Raw genomic sequence first — 16,444 nt, forward strand, 5'->3', positions numbered from 1 at the left:
GGCATCCGCGGACTTCTCTGTCCCGTTAATCAGGATTTTTAAATTTCACCTTGATCACGGTATTTTCTTTCAGTTCTTTGCCTTTTTTCACACTTTGGCTTGAAGCGTAACCTTCACCGCTCACATCAATGTGAATGCCTGATACTTTGCTGAATTGAAGCACTTCCCGTCTCGACCATCCGGACATATCCGGCATCGTCATCTTTCCGTCTGTTTTTAAGAAGATTTTCTGATTGGTGATCACATCTTCTCCAGCTGTCGGATACTGCTCTTTTACGGCAACATCGCTGCCGATGACAATCGGTGTGAGATGTTCATTTTTCGCTTCCTTCTCAGCGCTCGTGACCGTCTTATCTGTCAGGTCAGGCATCTTTTGGCTTTTCGTTTCTTCCTGACCGGAATCTGTTTTTTCCGTCGGTTCGATATTCAGGTAGTGGAGGCTGTTTTTCATCGTCGGGTTAAAGATTTCCGCGACGGGATCAGAGCTGCTTTGACCCGCTTTTAATTGCGGCTGCTGCACGGCTACATAGATGACGAGCTTAGGATCATTTTTCGGCGCCATGCCCATGAATGAAAACACATAGTTGCTCGTTCCCTTTAAATATCCGCCCGTCCCGGCGATTTGCGCGGTTCCCGTTTTACCCGCGACGTCAAATCCTTCAATTTTATAAGGTTTTCCCGTTCCGATGTCTGACGTCACGACTTCTCCGAGCAGGTTCCGGACTTTTTTCGCCGTATCGGCTGAAATCGGCGTGCCTACTTGCTCTGGTTTTGTCTGCTTGACGACTTTTTTCGTATCGGGGTCGACAATATGATCAATGACGTAAGGTTTCATCATTTTGCCGTTATTGGCAATCGCCGTGACGGCCTGAAGCTGCTGGATCGGCGTTATCGCCGATGCTTGGCCGTAAGCCGTAGACGCTTTGTCAAAATCATATTTGTAGTTAATTTTACTTGATACTTCACCGGGCAGATCAATCCCTGTTTTTTGATAGAGCCCGAATTTGTGCAGGTACTCATTAAACCGGTCAAACCCCAGTTTTTCGTTGGCCAGTTTGGCGAAAGCAACATTGGATGACCTCATGAGGCCGTCACGGAAGCTTGTCATACCCCATCCGGCGCCATCGTTCCAATCTTTAACAGGCCCGCCTCCCACTTTATATGTTCCTGATTTATATTTCTCGTTTGCGGAAAACACATTTTCCTGAATCGCCGCGGCAAGCGTAAAGATCTTCATCGTTGAACCCGGTTCATACGCGTACGACACTAAGTCGTTGTAATAATTGGTGACGTTTCTGATATTCGGGTCGAAACTCGGACGCTGCCCCATCGCAAGCACTTTGCCTGTTTTCGGTTCTACGACAGCCGCCATAATTTTTTTCGGTTTATATTTTTCCGCTACTTTCGTCATGCTGTCTTCTAAAAAGGTTTGAATTTTCTGATCAATGGTTAAATATACATTGTCACCGTTTTTAGGTGCGGTGATTTTTTCTTTGCTGTTCGGAAGTTTCCAGCCGGATTTATCACTTTCGTAAGTGACAGATCCGTCGCGTTCCGTCAGATAGTTGTTCAGTATTTTTTCAAGCCCTAAAGAGCCCTGTATCTCGTTTGTTTTTTCATTCACATCGGCATAGCCGAGAACATTTGACAAAAATATGCCGTTCGGATAGTAGCGCTTCGTATCTCTTAAGAAAGAAATACCCGGAAGATTCATTTTTTCGATCTTTTGTTTTTTCGCATAAGAGATATCGCGGCCGGCTGAACCGAATTCCACCTGCTTCGCGCCATCCCTGTTTAAGATGTCCAGAATCTTGCTTTTATCAAGATTGATAACGGTCGCCAGTTTTTCCGCCGTTTTCTCTTTGTCTTTGACATGCTGAGGATGCTTCTTGTCGGTCGTCATCTTTTTATCAAGCACTGCAATGAGCTTATATGTCGCCGTGTCCTCTGCAAGCACTTTGCCGTTCCGGTCAAGAATAGAGCCGCGGCTCGCTTCTATCGTCCGCTTTTTTTCGTGCTGCTCGGTCGCTTTTGTTGCAAGTTCTACACCGTTTGCTTTACCGGTTAATTGAATGTACGCCATTCTCCCGAGAATGACAAAGAAAAAGAGAGCGAAACAAATACTGAGTATCGCTGCTCCTCTGTTCATAAACTTATTTTTTTTCGGCATGGGTTATCATTCCTGTATGTTTTTCACTTTTTTATCTTTCAGATTCAAACCGTGCTTTTTGGCGATATCCATCAGGCGCTGCGGCTGGCTTAAGTCAGCAGCCGTCTTTTCGAGATCACCGATCTGCTTATTCTTCTCAGATACTTTCTCCTCCAGTTTTTGCACCTCAATATTGGATTGGTACGCCGCGTATGCCTTTGATACGATAAACATTGATGTGGAGAGAACGGCAATGGCAAACAGGACGAGCAGCACCTTTTCCCCGAGTGTAATGGAAGCCCTTTTTTTGACAATCACCTTTTTTTCGGGACTTATCACTGGCCGTTGTTGTTTTTCCTGCTGGTAAGCTAAGTTGCTCATAGGCTGATGACCTCCTTTAATGTTGTCATTTGCTGCCCGTTATTTTCGTTTCTCCGCAATGCGGAGCTTCGCTGACCGGGCGCGGTTATTTTCTTCAAGCTCCTCTTTTGATGCCGTAATGGGCTTTCTCGTAATCAGTTTTAATTCCGGTTCAAATTCTTCCGGTATCACGGGAAGACCCGGAGGCAGTTCGGGAAGTGATGATTTTTCCTTGAATGTCGTCTTGCACATTCTGTCTTCCAGCGAGTGAAAAGTGATCACAGACACCCTTCCGCCCGGCTTCAGCACCTCTATCGCTTGCAAGAGGGCCTCTTCAAATACTTGAAGCTCGTCGTTTACGGCGATTCGAATGGCTTGGAATACACGTTTGGCCGGATGACCTCCGCTTCTTCTCGCCGGAGCAGGTATCGCGTCCTTTATTAGATCGACCAGTTGGCCGGTTGTTTGAATAGGCGATTTTTCTCTAGCCTCTTCAATTTTTCGGGCGATCTGCTTGCTGAATTTTTCTTCTCCGTATTTAAAGAAAATCCTCACAAGGTCCTCATACCGCCATTCATTTACGACTTCTTTCGCCGTAAGGGCGGCCGACTGGTCCATCCTCATGTCCAGCGGTGCGTCATGATGATAGCTGAATCCCCGTTCCGGTGTATCAAGCTGCGGAGAGGATACTCCTAAATCAAATAAAATTCCGTCGACACTCGTAATGCCGTGTTCATGTAAACACTCTTTTAAATAACGAAAGTTGCTTTTCACCAGAATAAGCTGTCCTTTGTATTCGGACAATGTTTTCTTTGCGTTTTCAAGTGCTGTGTCATCTTGGTCAAAGGCGATCAAGCGTCCTTTTTCCGATAATTGCTGCAATAAATATGTACTGTGCCCGGCGCCGCCAAGGGTGCAGTCCACATAGGTTCCGTCCGGTTTGATATTTAAACCGTCGACGGTTTCACGAAGAAGTACTGTCTTATGCTGAAACATTTGTGTCGGTCCCACCTTTATCAGGAATGAATTGAATTGTCAGTTGTTGTTGTGATGCACGAAGATCCATTATATATCAAATCCAATCATGTTTTCAGCAATTTCAGCGAATGAATCTTCTTGCTCTTCTGTGTATTGTTCCCATATTACCTTACTCCACAATTCAATTCGATTGGAAACCCCGATGACAACACATTCTTTTTCCAGTTTTGCGTAATTCAGAAGAGATGACGCAATATTAACCCTTCCCTGCTTGTCCAGTTCGCATTCGGTCGCACCGGAAAAAAAGAATCGGGTAAATGCGCGGGCGTCTTTTTTGGTGAGCGGCAGAGCCTTCAGCTTTTCTTCAATCAGCTTCCATTCATTCATCGGATAGCCGAAAAGGCATTGGTCCAGTCCTCTGGTCAGCACAAACTGCTCACCGAGGCCTTCTCTGAATTTTGCGGGTACGATCATGCGGCCCTTTGCATCAACAGTATGCCGGTATTCACCCATAAACATGATAAGGACCCCCACTTTCTCCCCTAAACTCACCACTATCCGCCACTTCTCTCCACAACCTCATTTTACACTGTTTACACATAAAAAAAAACCCTGAACTATTCAGGGTTCTTTAAAACTTTATTTCAAAGTTTGACAATCTGATGTTGGTTTTGAAAAGAAAATGGCAGATGTTTGAAGGTTGTGAAGAATTTTGGACCGTAGCGGTTCAGATAATACATCACATTCCAAATCCGTTCCTGCGGAGCGCCGAGCGGTCTGATGCTGTTTTGGATTCTTTCATAGTCACGCAGCACAAAGCCTTCTTTTTCTTCAATTCTTTTCGTTACCGTCCGTTCTAAAAACAAGAGCTGATCTTGAATGAAAGCGGCATTCTTCTGTAAGAGCGGCTCAAGGCTTGAATCGACCTTCAGCGCTTCGTCCCTTGCGCTTTTATGGACAGCTTCAATCTGCGACTTCGCCTGCTCCATTACAGAAGAAAACTCTTCCGGAATCTGCTCTTCAAAATAAGTGTCTTTCAGGTGTCCGGTGCCGTGTTCGATCGCTTCCTGAAGCGGGATATTCCGTTCTGAAAGCTTCTTTTCAATATGGCGCTCAAGAATCGTAATGTTCAGTCTCGGCACTACCGGCGTCATGCGAAAGCCCATTAATGAGAAAGCCTGCTTCAGCTCACCCCAATAATTGATCTCCCCCGGTCCCGCGATAAACGCCAGAGTCGGGATGAGAAACTCCTGCATAAGCGGCCTTGTCACAACGTTATTGCTGAAACATTCCGGTTTTTCTTCCATATGGGTATGAAGCTCGTCGTTCGTCCACTTCAGGTCAAGCTCCTTAATGACAAAAACGCCGTTTTCTTTTTCAATTAAGAAACGCTCTCCCTCGTGTTCGTAAAACAGATTGGCCTGATCTTTGTCCGATTCAATAATCGGGTGATAACCGGCTTCCCGCATAAGACGCTGCTGGTCTGAAACGGCTTTGGCAAGCTCATGATTGTGTTTTAAAATCTGCTGAAACATACCCGTTTCCAGCTTTTTAATCCCCGGATCTCCCGAGTTCATCAGAATAAGGCCTTCTTCTTGAAACAAGTCGGCGATCAACAGCTCAAAAAAGTCGGTGAATGTCTCTGATGAGCGTAAACATCGCTTCACGTTTTGAAGGAGTGTGTTTGTGTGATCCGTTTCCTCAAAAGCAGCGAACACTTCATCAATCCAAGCCGCGCATTTTTCCTGATCAAGCTCGGTTTTAGCCGCCGATGTTTTTTTCCAGTACGACTGCGGCAGTTTCTGTTTCACCGGACCTTTATTCTCTGTTGACGTATGCACAAAATTGATTTCTTCCAGATCGTGATCTTCACCCGCCACCCAGAAAATCGGAACGACAGGAATCTGTAACGCCTCTTCCTGCTGTCTGGCAAGTACGATAATGGAGATAATTTTATGTATGGTGTAAAGAGGCCCCGTTAAAAGACCGGCCTGCTGGCCGCCTACTACCGCTGCGCTTTTTGGATCTCTCAGTTTTTCGATGGAGGCCTGCATGGCGGCGGAGTGAAATTTTTCGTGATAGGAGGATAAATAATCCGCTAATTCCTCTCTGGCAAACGGCCGCGAAGACAAGTCATGGAGCCGCTTTTGCCATACGTCCTCTGAATGAATATCATAATCAAAAAATGAAGACATGTTTTCTCCATCTATATAGTGCTGCACAAACTTATTTTGACTTTTGATGGAAAGTTCAGTTAGCTGCATCTGTCTGGAACTTCCTTTCTCCAATAAATAGTTAGGTTTCCGAAATGAGTATAGCATGTTACCGGAAAACCTCAAAAGACTTTGTTTCAGTTTCTTTCTAACGCTTTTATGCTGCGGTGTAAAAACGTGAGATGAACGGCCGGCAATCCGCGGCTTTCCGCTTCTTTTACAAGGTAGCCGATAATCGCATCAACCTCTGTCCGCCTGCCTGCCATGATATCGACGAGCATGGAAGAATGATTTTTTTCCGTCAGTCTGCACACTTCGCAAACCTTGTTCCACGCTTTTTCTCTATCGGCGAGGCCAAGAATTGTCTCCGCTTCTTCAAATACGTTTCTCATATACTTTTTGTAAGCGTCATTTCTTAACAGCTCTCCGTTTTTCACGCGCAGCAATGCAGTTAACGGGTTGATGCATACATTTATGATCAGTTTTCCCGTTAACAGCCGATACCAGTCGTTTTCATCATATACGGGAAAATCCCGATGCATGCCGGAAAAGATGCTTTTGATCGTTTCCGGCCGGGATGCGCTGAATACACTCCATCTTACGGCTCCCGCTCCCGTATGTTCAACGGCATGATCTGATATCTTTTTTGCTCCGTGCTCAACAGTGCCGACATAAAGCGAATGATCTGTTTGCCAATCTTTCATGTCGTGTATGTGTCCCATGCCGTTTTGCAAAAACAGCACATTCGTCTCTTTTATCGTCTCAAGATCCCGCAGCACAGCACTGAGCTGGTGCTGTTTAACGGCTGCGATTAAGAGGTCGAATCCGGAAGTGATGCCCGTTTGCGCTCTGCATGCCGCCGTACATTCTATTCCGTCTTTCACAAGCCGTATACCGCCTGAGTTAATCGCATCAGCCTGCTCCGTCCGCCGCGTAATGACCGTTACCTGATGGCGGGACGATAAGTAGTAAGCACATAAAAGGCCTACCGCTCCGCCGCCGATAATTCCGATTTTCACACTGTCACACCCTATATCTGCATTTTTCCATATTATCATAGCAGAAGCCGCCGCAAATTACTTCAATTTCGTTTTGAGCAAAAAGACTGGCAAGCATATTATAGTTGGAATTTTCAATTAAAGCGTTTACAATAATGGTAGAACACAACAAAGGGGGAGTTTGTGTTGAAAATAGAGCGACTGCTCATCAACTTTAAGACACTCGAAGAATTTAAAAGGTTTAAGGAATACGGGATGCAGGAGCTGTCGATGCTTGAAGATCTTCAGGATAATATCATTGAAAATGACAGCACCTCGCCTTTTTACGGGATTTACTTCGGGGATAAACTAGTGGCGAGAATGAGTTTATATCAGGTAAACGGAGGTGCGAATCCGTATTTTGATCAGCGTCAGGACTTTTTGGAACTTTGGAAGCTTGAGGTTCTTCCGGGCTATCAAAATAACGGATACGGAAAAGCGCTTGTTGATTTTGCAAAATCCTTCAGAATGCCGATCAGGACAAATTCACGCATGAAATCAGCAGATTTCTGGGATAAGATGAATTTTGAGCCCGTTAAATATGATATGGCGCGTGATAAAGGAGAAAATCCTTATATCTGGCATCCCGATATGGACGGTGAAATGACATCCGGAGAAACGGCATAATAAAAAACCGGCGGGGCGCCGCCCCCAGGCCGGTTCATTTTACAGGCTCTGCGCCGATTTTCTGTCGTCTTCTTTTGAATTGACCATCCTTCTCGCTCTGTCCATAATGTCAATTAGCGCTTTATAATCTTCTTCCGTCATCTCCAGCTTGTTTCTCAAGCTTTCATTTTCCTCACGCAGATCCTCGACTTCTTTTTGCAGCGCGGTCAGCTGTTCTGTGAGTTTTTCTTTTTCATGACGCACATCCGCTGCGGCCGGCGACTCTTTAAATTGCTGCAGAAACAAAATGACATCATCAATGGACAGCTCTTTTTCTCCTTCCGCCCTGCGGATCGGAGGCTGTTTGACGGTTCCCGGCATATTGGCGGAATGCACCCCGATCTGCTTTCTTAATTCCTTCCGCTGTTTTTTCGCCAGTTCTATCCCTGACTGATATTGTTTTCTGACATAAGAATTCCATCTGAACCCGCAGGCGGCAGCCGTTCTCGTCAGCGCTCTGCCGACTTCTTCAAAAGCGGAAAGCTGGGTCCCGCCTTCCCGAATATGCCTGAGCACCACTTCGGCCAGCAGCAAATCTTCATCTTGCGTCCACGCGTCTTGTCTCGTTATCGTCAATCGTATCTCCCTCCATATTTGCTCATTTACCTCATACATATGCCGCTGATAGATTAGATAGACTACTGGGGCTCACAATTTTTTCGGCGGAAGCAGGCCGGAGGGGCAAAAAAAAAAGAAAAGCGCAGGAACCGAGATTCCCGCGCTTTTCTTCATACATTAATTGCTTTTAACATTTATGTCTTTGCCGTTGTATGATCCGCATGCTTTACATACACGGTGAGACAATTTCATCTCTCCGCATGACGGGCATTCTGTCATACCAGGTACATTTAGTTTGAAATGTGTACGGCGCAATCTTTTTTTCATTTTAGAAGTTCTTCTAAAAGGTACAGCCATTATTCCCACCTCCTTAAAGAGTTAAGATTCATCATCTTGTGTTAAGAGCTTTTTCAGATCCGCAAGTCTGGGGTCGATTTGATTTTTCTTGTCTTCCTCAGAAATCACTTGCCAATCCTTCCCCACTTGGGGAGCGGCTCCTTCTTTTTGTTCAGTTTCACAAAAGACTTGCATAGGAATTTCTAAAAGAATCTCTTCTTTTACGATCGGAGTTAAGTCGACGGTATCGTCTTCAGCAATATGAACGTCCTCATCTTCTATATCATCCGACTTATGAAATCTAAACAGTTCTTTTGTCGCGATTGTAAATGGATACGGCACATCAACTAAAGTTCTTGAGCACGGCAAAACCATTTCGCCTGAAATCGTAAAGTCAAACGAAACTTGCTTGGATTCAATCTCCGCGCGGCCCTTCACCTGGACGGGAGAAATGCGGCGGATGTCAGAATTCAATTTTGTCAGCTCATTTAACTCAACTGTTTCATCAAATTCAAAGCTCTTTTTCGCCATTTGATGAAGCTGATAAATCGTCCATTTCATTTGTATCACCTCAGGAAAGCAACAAACATGATTATAGCTTTTCAGAATGTTTTTGTCAATATTTTTTCTTTACAGCATAATGCCGCCGTCATGCAATCGTTGACAGCCGGATAGGCTATGCATACACTAAACGAAACGGACTAAAATATGCACTTCATTTGCAAATGTACCACACGAAGCAAAACATAGCAAGAAAGGCGGGACAAATATGAAAGCAGTCGGCCTGGTTGTTGAATATAATCCCTTTCATAACGGACACCGCTATCATGCGGAACAAGCAAAAATCAAAACGGACAGCAGCGTCGCGGCGGCGGTGATGAGCGGCCCTTTTTTGCAGCGCGGGGAACCGGCCGCCGTCTCAAAGTGGGCCCGGACAAAAATGGCGCTGGAAAACGGCGTGGATATCGTCATTGAGCTCCCTTATATATATGCCGTACAAAAAGCGGAATTATTCGCGCGCGGCAGCGTTTCGCTTCTTCATCATTTAGGATGCAGCAGCTTGTTTTTCGGCAGCGAAAACGGGCGGATCGAACCCTTTATTGAAGCGTCTGAAGCGTTCAGCCGAAAGGAAGATGACTGCAGCCTGATTCTGAAAGAGGAGCTGAAAAAGGGTCTCAGCTATCCGGCCGCCGCCTCAAAAGCTTTTTCACACATATTCAAAGGGCGGGACATGCTCGATTTGTCCAAGCCGAACAATATTCTCGGTTTTCACTACGTTAGAGCGATACACACCTCCGGTTCCGCTATGAAGCCTTATACAACAGCCAGAATCGCTTCCCAATATCATGACGCCGAGCTTCCCGGAGATAACAGCCGGATAGCCAGCGCAACAAGCATCCGGAGAGCGCTGATAGAAAAAGGAACGGCGGCCGCAAAGAGCTTTCTCCCGGAAGCATCTGCGCGTCAGCTGGAGGCATACAGAAATTCATACGGAATATGGCACAGCACGGAAGACTATTTTTCATATGTAAAATACAGCCTCAGCACTCTTTCCGCTGAAGAATTGAGCCGAATCTATGAAGTGGAAGAAGGCCTTGAGCACAGAATTCTGCGCACCATCAGACAAGCCCGATCCTATCGCGAAATGATGGAACGATTGAAAACAAAACGATACACGTGGACGAGGCTGCAGCGGATGAACACGCACATTCTGACACGGACGAAAAAAGAAGACATGCATCGGCTCTTGCAGCCTTCAAGCGCTCCTTATATCCGTCTTCTCGGAATGACGAAAAAAGGACAGGCGTACCTGTCGGCAAAGAAAAAAGAGCTTACCGCACCTCTCGTCAGCAAGCTCTCTTCTTTCTCTCATCCCGCTCTGGATCTGGACATACTGGCGGGACGGGTTTACAGCCTGCCGATAAAAGAACCTGAACGCACATTGTTTGAGAAGCAGGAATTTTCACAAGCCCCGATCCGCTATGATGAAGACGAAAAGCGTTTTTTGAATGCGTAAAAAAAGCACCTGACTGTATCAGGTGCTTTTTACTTTCATCTGATCCAAATAGTCAAGTGCGTCCTGCATGGTGTCGACAGGGACGATCTTCATATCGGACTTGATTGCTTTCGCCGTTTTTACCGCATTTTTGTAATCAGAATTTTCAGCTCCGTTTTGATTCGGCGCAAAGAAAATATCTTTTCCCGCTTTGTCTGCGGCGACGACTTTCTGATCGATTCCGCCGATCGGTCCGACTTTGCCGTCCACGTCGATTGTCCCCGTTCCGGCTATATTATAGCCTTTTGTTTCGTCAAGTTTTGTCAGCTGGTTGTAAATTTCTAAAGACATCATGAGACCCGCAGAAGGCCCGCCGATGTTTTCAATGCTGAAATGAAGATCCGGCTTCACTTTCACGTTCCGGTCCGTATATAATGCGACGCCGATTCCCGCTCTTTTCGGGTCGTCCGGGAAGGATTTCAGCACAATGTCAACGGTCTTTTCTTTCGTGTCCCGTTCAATGTGAAACGTTACTTTTTCCCCCGCTTTTTTGCTGCTGATATAATCAATCAGCTTTTCAGCGGAATCATATGTTTTCCCGTCCGCGCTGATGATTTTATCACCGACCTCTATTTTTCCTTTTGCCGGCATGTCAGAGACGACTGAGCTGGCATAAATGCCGTTAAATGAGTATTTCACCTGTTTCCCGGCTTTTTGATAAGCGGCAATGACCGCGTTTTCTTGGGAGCTTTTCATCATTTGCAGCTGGCGCTTCATATAATCCGAGTCCGATTCGCCCTCTTCTTTTATGCTTTCGTCAGGGACGATTTCATCGTAAGGATGCACTTTCGCCCAAAGATATGTATACGGATTGGCGGGGCCTACTTTGACAGTCATCAAGGAAAGGCTTCCTTTTTCAGGATAGCCTCCGTCCACCTTAATCAGCGGTCTCAGCTCTGATGCTTCTCCCGGCTGTGTGATGTAATACGGAAGCTTAATAAATGTAACAGCGATTAATAAGATCAGGATGATAAACACCCAGCGAAAATGTTTTGCTTTCATATGAGTTAGCCCTCCCAGTTCTCTATTTCTTGTTTAATCCGGCCGATCATCCGGTCTGCGGCTTCTTCGCCCGCTGTGATCATATGATCAATGTTGGCAAAAGAACTTGAGCTGAATGATTCAAGAGAAGGGCGGATCATGACGTCTGCGGCAATGGTCTGGTGACGGACCAATTCATTTTGCAGTATATCCATACTTTGCATGATTACATCAAAAATATGTGCCGCCTTTTCCGTTTTTTTCACCCGGGATACGTCAGAGGCGATGACGATATCAGCACCCATATCTTTTACGGCGGAAACCGGGATTCTGTCGACCACCGCGCCGTCGACTAACATACGTCCGTTCATTTTTTGCGGGACGAAAACGCCCGGTATGCTGATGCTCGCACGGACGGCTTCGGACACTGAACCTTTCGTAAAAACGAGTTTTTCGCCGGTCTGAAGGTCGCAGGCCACGATGCCGAGCGGGATCCGCAGTTCTTCTATCGGCTTGCCGTACGTATAGGCATGAACGAGCTGCCTGATGCGGTCTCCTTTTAAAAAACCAAGCCTCGGCATCGTATAATCCGCGTACAGCCGCCGCTTAAATGCTTTAGCGACTTTTTTCATCGTGGCCACGTCATGCCCGGCCGCATAAAAGCTCCCGACTAATGCTCCCATGCTGCTGCCGGCAATCATATCAATTGGAATCTGATGCTTATGTAAACTGGATAACACTCCGAGATGAGCGATGCCTCTTGCCCCTCCCGAACCTAACGCTAACCCGATTGTAGGTTTGGCCAACGCGACGAACCCCCTAATAGACATCCTATACATGAATTCTATGGTCTAAATTGAACCCCTATGCTCGTATATTAGTACAGGATGACAAATAGGTACTTGCCCGGCCGCCTTTAAGGTCTGTTCTATATTTTATCATGATATAAATGTCAGTGTGCAATTTTAGCATCGGGGAGGTAAGAATGAATTTGTCTAAGTTTCATACATTTTTGATTTCATTGTTTTTCATTTTTTTAACGGCGACGGTTATTTCACACCCTCAGGCCTCATTCGAAGCCTCCAAAACCGGTCTTTCCATGTGGTGGGAGGTAGTTTTTCCTTCATTGCTTCCGTTTTTTATTCTATCTGAGCTTTTAATCGGATTCGGCATTGTCAAGTTTGTCGGCCTTTTACTCGAACCCTTTATGCGTCCCATTTTCAGAGTGCCCGGGGTCGGCGGATTTGTACTGGCTATGGGCATGGCTTCAGGCAATCCGGCCGGCGCGAAGCTGACTGCACGGCTGCGCCAGGATAAACAAATCTCCAGAGTAGAGGCTGAACGCCTCGTCTCTTTTACCAATTCATCCAATCCGTTATTTATATTCGCTGCTGTGGCAGTCGGCTTTTTTCATAACGCGTCTCTCGGCATTCTGCTGGCATCGGCTCACTATCTCGGAAACATCGCCGTCGGCCTGACGATGCGTTCATACGGACGGAAAGAAGAAGCGGCGTATACTGGTAAAAAGACGATCGCTCTCCCTTCTCTGAAGGAAGCATTTCTGGCCCTCCACAAGGCGCGGCTTTCGGAAAAGCGGCCGCTCGGAAAAATTTTGGGCGACGCCGTCACCTCTTCTGTACAAACCTTGCTGATGGTGGGCGGTTTTATTATATTGTTTTCGGTTTTCAGCCGGTTATTATCAATCGTACAAGTCATGGATGTGCTTTCTGTATTTACAAACGCGCTGCTTTCGCTTTTTCATCTTCCGGCAAATCTGGACATCCCTCTTATCAGCGGGATGTTTGAAATTACACTTGGGAGCAAACTGGTCAGTGAAGCTGATGCCGACTTGCTGCCGAAAGCCATGATTGTGAGTTTTATTCTCGGGTTCAGCGGCCTTTCCGTACAGGCCCAGGTAGCCGGCATTTTATCGGAAACAGATATCCGCTTTAAACCATTTTTCGCGGCGCGTATCCTTCAGGGCATTTATGCCGCACTCTTTATTCTCTTACTGTGGAAGCCGCTTTACCTTGCATTGGACGAACCTTACCAGTCCGTATTCCTCCCTTTCCGCGATCAGGAAGCGGTATCTGCTGCCGTCAGCGGATGGAATACACTTGTTGAAACCGGACCCGCCATCACGCTGACAGCTCTCGCCGTATACGCATTGATTTATTGTTACAGGCTGTCAGCACGGACAAAAAAAGGATGAGACGCCAATCAGCGCTTCTCATCCTTTAAATTTCTGCTTCAGCGCCTGTTCAACTTCCGGAGGAACAAACTCTGAAACAGGCCCGTTATATTTTGCGACTTCTTTTACGATGCTTGAACTTAAAAAAGAATACTGATTGTTCGTCATCATAAAAAAAGTTTCTATTGATTCGTCGAGCACGCGGTTGACGGAAGTCCCCTGCATCTCATATTCGAAGTCAGAAACGGCTCTGAGCCCCCTGATAATCGCCTTCGCCCGCTTTTTTTTCGCATAGTCGATTAACAGTCCCTGTGACGTCTCGACCGTAACATTCGGTATGTCTTTTGTCACTTCTCTTAACAGCTCACATCGTTCCTCAACTGTAAACAGCGGCTGCTTAGAAGAATTATTGAGCACGCATACGTACACCTGCTCAAACACGTTTGCCCCCCGTCTGATAATGTCCAGATGTCCGTAGGTAACGGGATCAAAACTTCCGGGACATACAGCTATACTTGCCACATCATTACCCCCTATTTCGGTATATCGTCACTCCTGTAAGCCCGTAAATTTCCCTTCTTGTTACGGAAAGCGCGCCGACGGCTTCAGGAAGCGCAACGGCTTTATCATGCTCGGCTACGACAAAACCGCCTTCATTCAGCATGTTCTGCTCATCAATCATTTCGATAAGCGCTTTCAGCTTTTGTTCCTTATACGGAGGATCTAAGAAAATTCCGTCAAAACCTTTTTCCCGTTTCGCCGCGGCATAGAGGGCCCGCTCTGCATCATTGCGGTATACTTCCGCTGAAGACAGCAGATCAAGCGCTTTGATATTCGCTTTTACCGTTTGGATGGCTTTGAAATCACGATCCACAAAGATACAGCGGTCAAATCCGCGCGACAGCGCTTCAATCCCGAGACCGCCGCTCCCCGCAAACAAATCCAGCCCCGTTCCTCCGTCAAAATACGGGCCGATCATATTAAAAATAGACTCTTTTACTTTATCCGTCGTCGGCCTTGTTGATGTGCCCGGCACAGCCTTTAAGGCTCGTCCTTTTCTTGAACCGGAAATTACTCTCATTATTCACACCACTTTTTCTGAAAACTTTGATGTTTCTCATCGGCTGAGCCGTTATGTATCAAAACAATCCCTATCTTATCATAAAGCATTCTTTCAAACAATGAACGTGAAACCGTGTATACATATTCACATTCCTGTCAAGACTAAGTGTAACAGCATCAATGAATGATGTTGTTGCCAACCGCGGAGAAGACTTACGTTTCCCCATAAGTTCTTCCTCCGGTTTCTCCTCTCCCTTTTCCTTCTCCTTAACTTGTTAAGGAATAGAAGGACCCCGCAGGTATCTGCGGGGATTTTTTTATATGCCGATTTTATAATCGTACTCTTTCGCTTTATCAAGCTTTGATTCAAATTCCAGCTTTAAAAAAGGTTTATAAGAAGGCTCTACCTTCTTCACATAAGAATAAGAAGAAATCTTTTCCATTGTTTTTTCGATTAGGTCCATATCGCAATACAGCACAACGTATTTCAGCCGCTTGGAAACATAATGAACGTTGCCGAATTTTCTCAGCATTTTGCTGTGTTTTAAAGAATGCAGATATACGATTATGCCTTGGCGCTTATTTTCCATCATGATCACCCGCCTGACTTTCTGTTCATTTTATGTAAAAGACGAGACGGCCGTCTCGTCAGGAAACTTTGCATCCGCAGCCGCCGCCGGAACCGCACCCGCCGCCGCAGGATGACAGGCCGTCAAAATAAGGATTCCCCGTCGGAACTTTTACATGCTCCGAGACGGCCGTTCCGAGTTCAATGCTGATCTCGTCAAGCAGCGACTGAAGCTCAGTCTCCGCTTTTTTAAATTCGGCCACCTTATCGTTTAAATCCAGTTCCCGCTTCATTTCTCTCATTTTGCGGGAAATCTCTCTATAATCAGGATGGTATTTGCCAAAGCGCTGCACATCCTCATACTGCTCTTTAACGCTCATAAAAGAACGAATGATCCGCCCTGCCTCTTCATCTTCACGGAGACGCTTGTAACAATCGCGGTAATTTTCAGCCGTCTCAGACTGCAGAATCATGCCGGCAAGCTGCTCCGCTTCACTTTGAAGCTTGACGGACTCAATTGTTGCATACATAAATACGCACCTCCAGTTGCTAGTTTACCATGAAACCACCCAATTGGAAAATGCGGCGTTTAAACGCTTTTTAATCCTGTGAACGCATGGCGTGAACCATCTGCATCATCATCTGCGCCATTTGAATCCCGTTTGAGAATTGGCTTACCCTATGCGGTATCGTCTTTTCATAAAAATTCATCATGTCAAGCTGAAAGGAATTGAGATCGTCCGGTTTTCTCGCAAGTCTGCGGTACCAGACGGGACGCTGCCGTATAAACCGTTTCCGTTCCTCATCTGCGGATATGAATTCCTGAACCTCTTTTCGCATACATGATCCCCTTCTTTAATCCTTTCTGAACGAAAAAGGATGTTGTCCGGAGCCTTGCCGGGGCTGCTTCGTGCTGCTCCCCGAAAATTGGCTTAAAAGGCTTTGCAATGATGAAATGGACTGGCTCATTTTATTGATCTGCTCATTCATTTGGTTGATATCCATCTTTTTGACGGCAGTGACCATTTTTGAAACGAAATCGTTTTTTTCAGCTGGTTCCTGTTTGGTTTCCGCGTCGGAAGAAGGCTGAACGGCCTCGTCTTTAAAAGGGTCCCATATCGGATCATCCTCGCCCAGAAGAACCCAATTTTCATAGACTTCCTGCCAGCTCCTTTGTTCCTTGCGAACATTTTGGATCAGTTTGGGATGCTTTTTTACGAATTGTTTAAAATCATCGATTGATTGCCGTGATTGCTGATTCGCCACAATTCTCACCCCCTCCGAAAAGT

At 46.0% G+C, this 16,444-nt stretch carries 20 protein-coding genes; 3 read left to right on the forward strand and 17 right to left on the reverse strand.

Annotation, left to right across the window (positions count from 1 at the left end):
• Positions 1–25: 25 nt before the first annotated feature.
• The 6 genes from pbpB to AR442_RS11960 form a co-directional block, all read right to left on the reverse strand.
• Positions 26–2,170 carry a penicillin-binding protein 2B gene (gene pbpB / locus AR442_RS11935; protein WP_053285000.1) on the reverse strand — a complete coding sequence of 715 codons (2,145 nt, stop codon included), beginning with the start codon at positions 2,168–2,170 and terminating at the stop codon, positions 26–28.
• Between the two features lie 6 nt (positions 2,171–2,176).
• Entirely contained in the window at positions 2,177–2,530 is a 354-nt protein-coding gene (gene ftsL, locus AR442_RS11940) for a cell division protein FtsL (RefSeq protein WP_003154442.1), read from the reverse strand.
• A gap of 39 nt (positions 2,531–2,569) precedes the next feature.
• Positions 2,570–3,505: a 16S rRNA (cytosine(1402)-N(4))-methyltransferase RsmH gene (rsmH, locus tag AR442_RS11945; RefSeq protein ID WP_007409704.1), complete on the reverse strand. Its 936-nt coding sequence runs from the start codon at positions 3,503–3,505 to the stop codon at positions 2,570–2,572.
• Positions 3,506–3,574: 69 nt separating this feature from the next.
• Positions 3,575–4,006: a division/cell wall cluster transcriptional repressor MraZ gene (gene mraZ, locus AR442_RS11950; RefSeq protein WP_007409703.1), complete on the reverse strand. Its 432-nt coding sequence runs from the start codon at positions 4,004–4,006 to the stop codon at positions 3,575–3,577.
• Positions 4,007–4,131: 125 nt separating this feature from the next.
• Positions 4,132–5,751: a bacillithiol biosynthesis cysteine-adding enzyme BshC gene (gene bshC, locus AR442_RS11955; RefSeq protein WP_014721143.1), complete on the reverse strand. Its 1,620-nt coding sequence runs from the start codon at positions 5,749–5,751 to the stop codon at positions 4,132–4,134.
• Between the two features lie 86 nt (positions 5,752–5,837).
• Entirely contained in the window at positions 5,838–6,719 is an 882-nt protein-coding gene (locus tag AR442_RS11960; protein ID WP_014417713.1) for a 2-dehydropantoate 2-reductase, read from the reverse strand.
• 162 nt (positions 6,720–6,881) lie between these two features.
• Here AR442_RS11960 and AR442_RS11965 point away from each other — a divergent pair, with 162 nt between their 5' ends.
• Positions 6,882–7,364 (forward strand): N-acetyltransferase, encoded by a 483-nt coding sequence (locus AR442_RS11965; RefSeq protein ID WP_007611262.1) that lies wholly within the window; start codon positions 6,882–6,884, stop codon positions 7,362–7,364.
• A 39-nt stretch (positions 7,365–7,403) separates the two neighbouring features.
• On the opposite strand, the gene gerR is transcribed toward AR442_RS11965, so the two are convergent.
• From gerR to AR442_RS11975, 3 genes are all read right to left on the reverse strand, one after another.
• Positions 7,404–7,979, reverse strand: coding sequence for a sporulation-specific transcriptional regulator GerR (gerR, locus tag AR442_RS11970; protein WP_014417712.1), 576 nt, complete (start codon positions 7,977–7,979; stop codon positions 7,404–7,406).
• Positions 7,980–8,138: 159 nt separating this feature from the next.
• On the reverse strand, positions 8,139–8,318 hold the full coding sequence (gene rpmF, locus AR442_RS19995) for a 50S ribosomal protein L32 (RefSeq protein WP_003154457.1): 180 nt from the start codon (positions 8,316–8,318) through the stop codon (positions 8,139–8,141).
• A gap of 21 nt (positions 8,319–8,339) precedes the next feature.
• Positions 8,340–8,858 (reverse strand): YceD family protein, encoded by a 519-nt coding sequence (locus AR442_RS11975; protein ID WP_053285001.1) that lies wholly within the window; start codon positions 8,856–8,858, stop codon positions 8,340–8,342.
• A gap of 208 nt (positions 8,859–9,066) precedes the next feature.
• On the opposite strand from AR442_RS11975, the gene AR442_RS11980 reads away from it, so the two are divergent.
• Positions 9,067–10,314, forward strand: coding sequence for a nucleotidyltransferase (locus tag AR442_RS11980; RefSeq protein ID WP_021493721.1), 1,248 nt, complete (start codon positions 9,067–9,069; stop codon positions 10,312–10,314).
• A gap of 18 nt (positions 10,315–10,332) precedes the next feature.
• On the opposite strand, the gene AR442_RS11985 is transcribed toward AR442_RS11980, so the two are convergent.
• Together AR442_RS11985 and AR442_RS11990 are read right to left on the reverse strand one after the other, a co-directional pair.
• On the reverse strand, positions 10,333–11,355 hold the full coding sequence (locus AR442_RS11985; protein ID WP_053285002.1) for a SepM family pheromone-processing serine protease: 1,023 nt from the start codon (positions 11,353–11,355) through the stop codon (positions 10,333–10,335).
• 5 nt (positions 11,356–11,360) lie between these two features.
• Positions 11,361–12,140, reverse strand: a complete 780-nt coding sequence (locus AR442_RS11990; RefSeq protein WP_014304961.1) for a patatin family protein — start codon at positions 12,138–12,140, stop codon at positions 11,361–11,363.
• Positions 12,141–12,319: 179 nt separating this feature from the next.
• Between AR442_RS11990 and ylbJ the strand changes: the two genes are divergently transcribed.
• Complete coding sequence (ylbJ, locus tag AR442_RS11995) at positions 12,320–13,546, forward strand: sporulation integral membrane protein YlbJ (RefSeq protein ID WP_022553383.1); 1,227 nt, start codon at positions 12,320–12,322, stop codon at positions 13,544–13,546.
• A gap of 18 nt (positions 13,547–13,564) precedes the next feature.
• On the opposite strand, the gene coaD is transcribed toward ylbJ, so the two are convergent.
• From coaD to AR442_RS12025, 6 genes are all read right to left on the reverse strand, one after another.
• Entirely contained in the window at positions 13,565–14,047 is a 483-nt protein-coding gene (gene coaD, locus AR442_RS12000) for a pantetheine-phosphate adenylyltransferase (protein ID WP_014417707.1), read from the reverse strand.
• A 4-nt stretch (positions 14,048–14,051) separates the two neighbouring features.
• Positions 14,052–14,606 carry a 16S rRNA (guanine(966)-N(2))-methyltransferase RsmD gene (gene rsmD / locus AR442_RS12005; protein WP_014417706.1) on the reverse strand — a complete coding sequence of 185 codons (555 nt, stop codon included), beginning with the start codon at positions 14,604–14,606 and terminating at the stop codon, positions 14,052–14,054.
• Between the two features lie 298 nt (positions 14,607–14,904).
• Complete coding sequence (locus tag AR442_RS12010) at positions 14,905–15,177, reverse strand: YlbG family protein (protein ID WP_014417705.1); 273 nt, start codon at positions 15,175–15,177, stop codon at positions 14,905–14,907.
• 58 nt (positions 15,178–15,235) lie between these two features.
• On the reverse strand, positions 15,236–15,685 hold the full coding sequence (gene ricF / locus AR442_RS12015) for a regulatory iron-sulfur-containing complex subunit RicF (protein WP_003154472.1): 450 nt from the start codon (positions 15,683–15,685) through the stop codon (positions 15,236–15,238).
• 70 nt (positions 15,686–15,755) lie between these two features.
• Positions 15,756–15,995, reverse strand: a complete 240-nt coding sequence (locus tag AR442_RS12020; protein WP_003154475.1) for a YlbE-like family protein — start codon at positions 15,993–15,995, stop codon at positions 15,756–15,758.
• 15 nt (positions 15,996–16,010) lie between these two features.
• A complete protein-coding gene (locus AR442_RS12025) occupies positions 16,011–16,421 on the reverse strand; it encodes a YlbD family protein (RefSeq protein ID WP_007409691.1) in 411 nt (136 codons plus the stop codon).
• Between the last annotated feature and the right edge of the window lie 23 nt (positions 16,422–16,444).

This window comes from Bacillus velezensis, from assembly GCF_001461825.1.
GTDB classification, from domain to species: domain Bacteria; phylum Bacillota; class Bacilli; order Bacillales; family Bacillaceae; genus Bacillus; species Bacillus velezensis.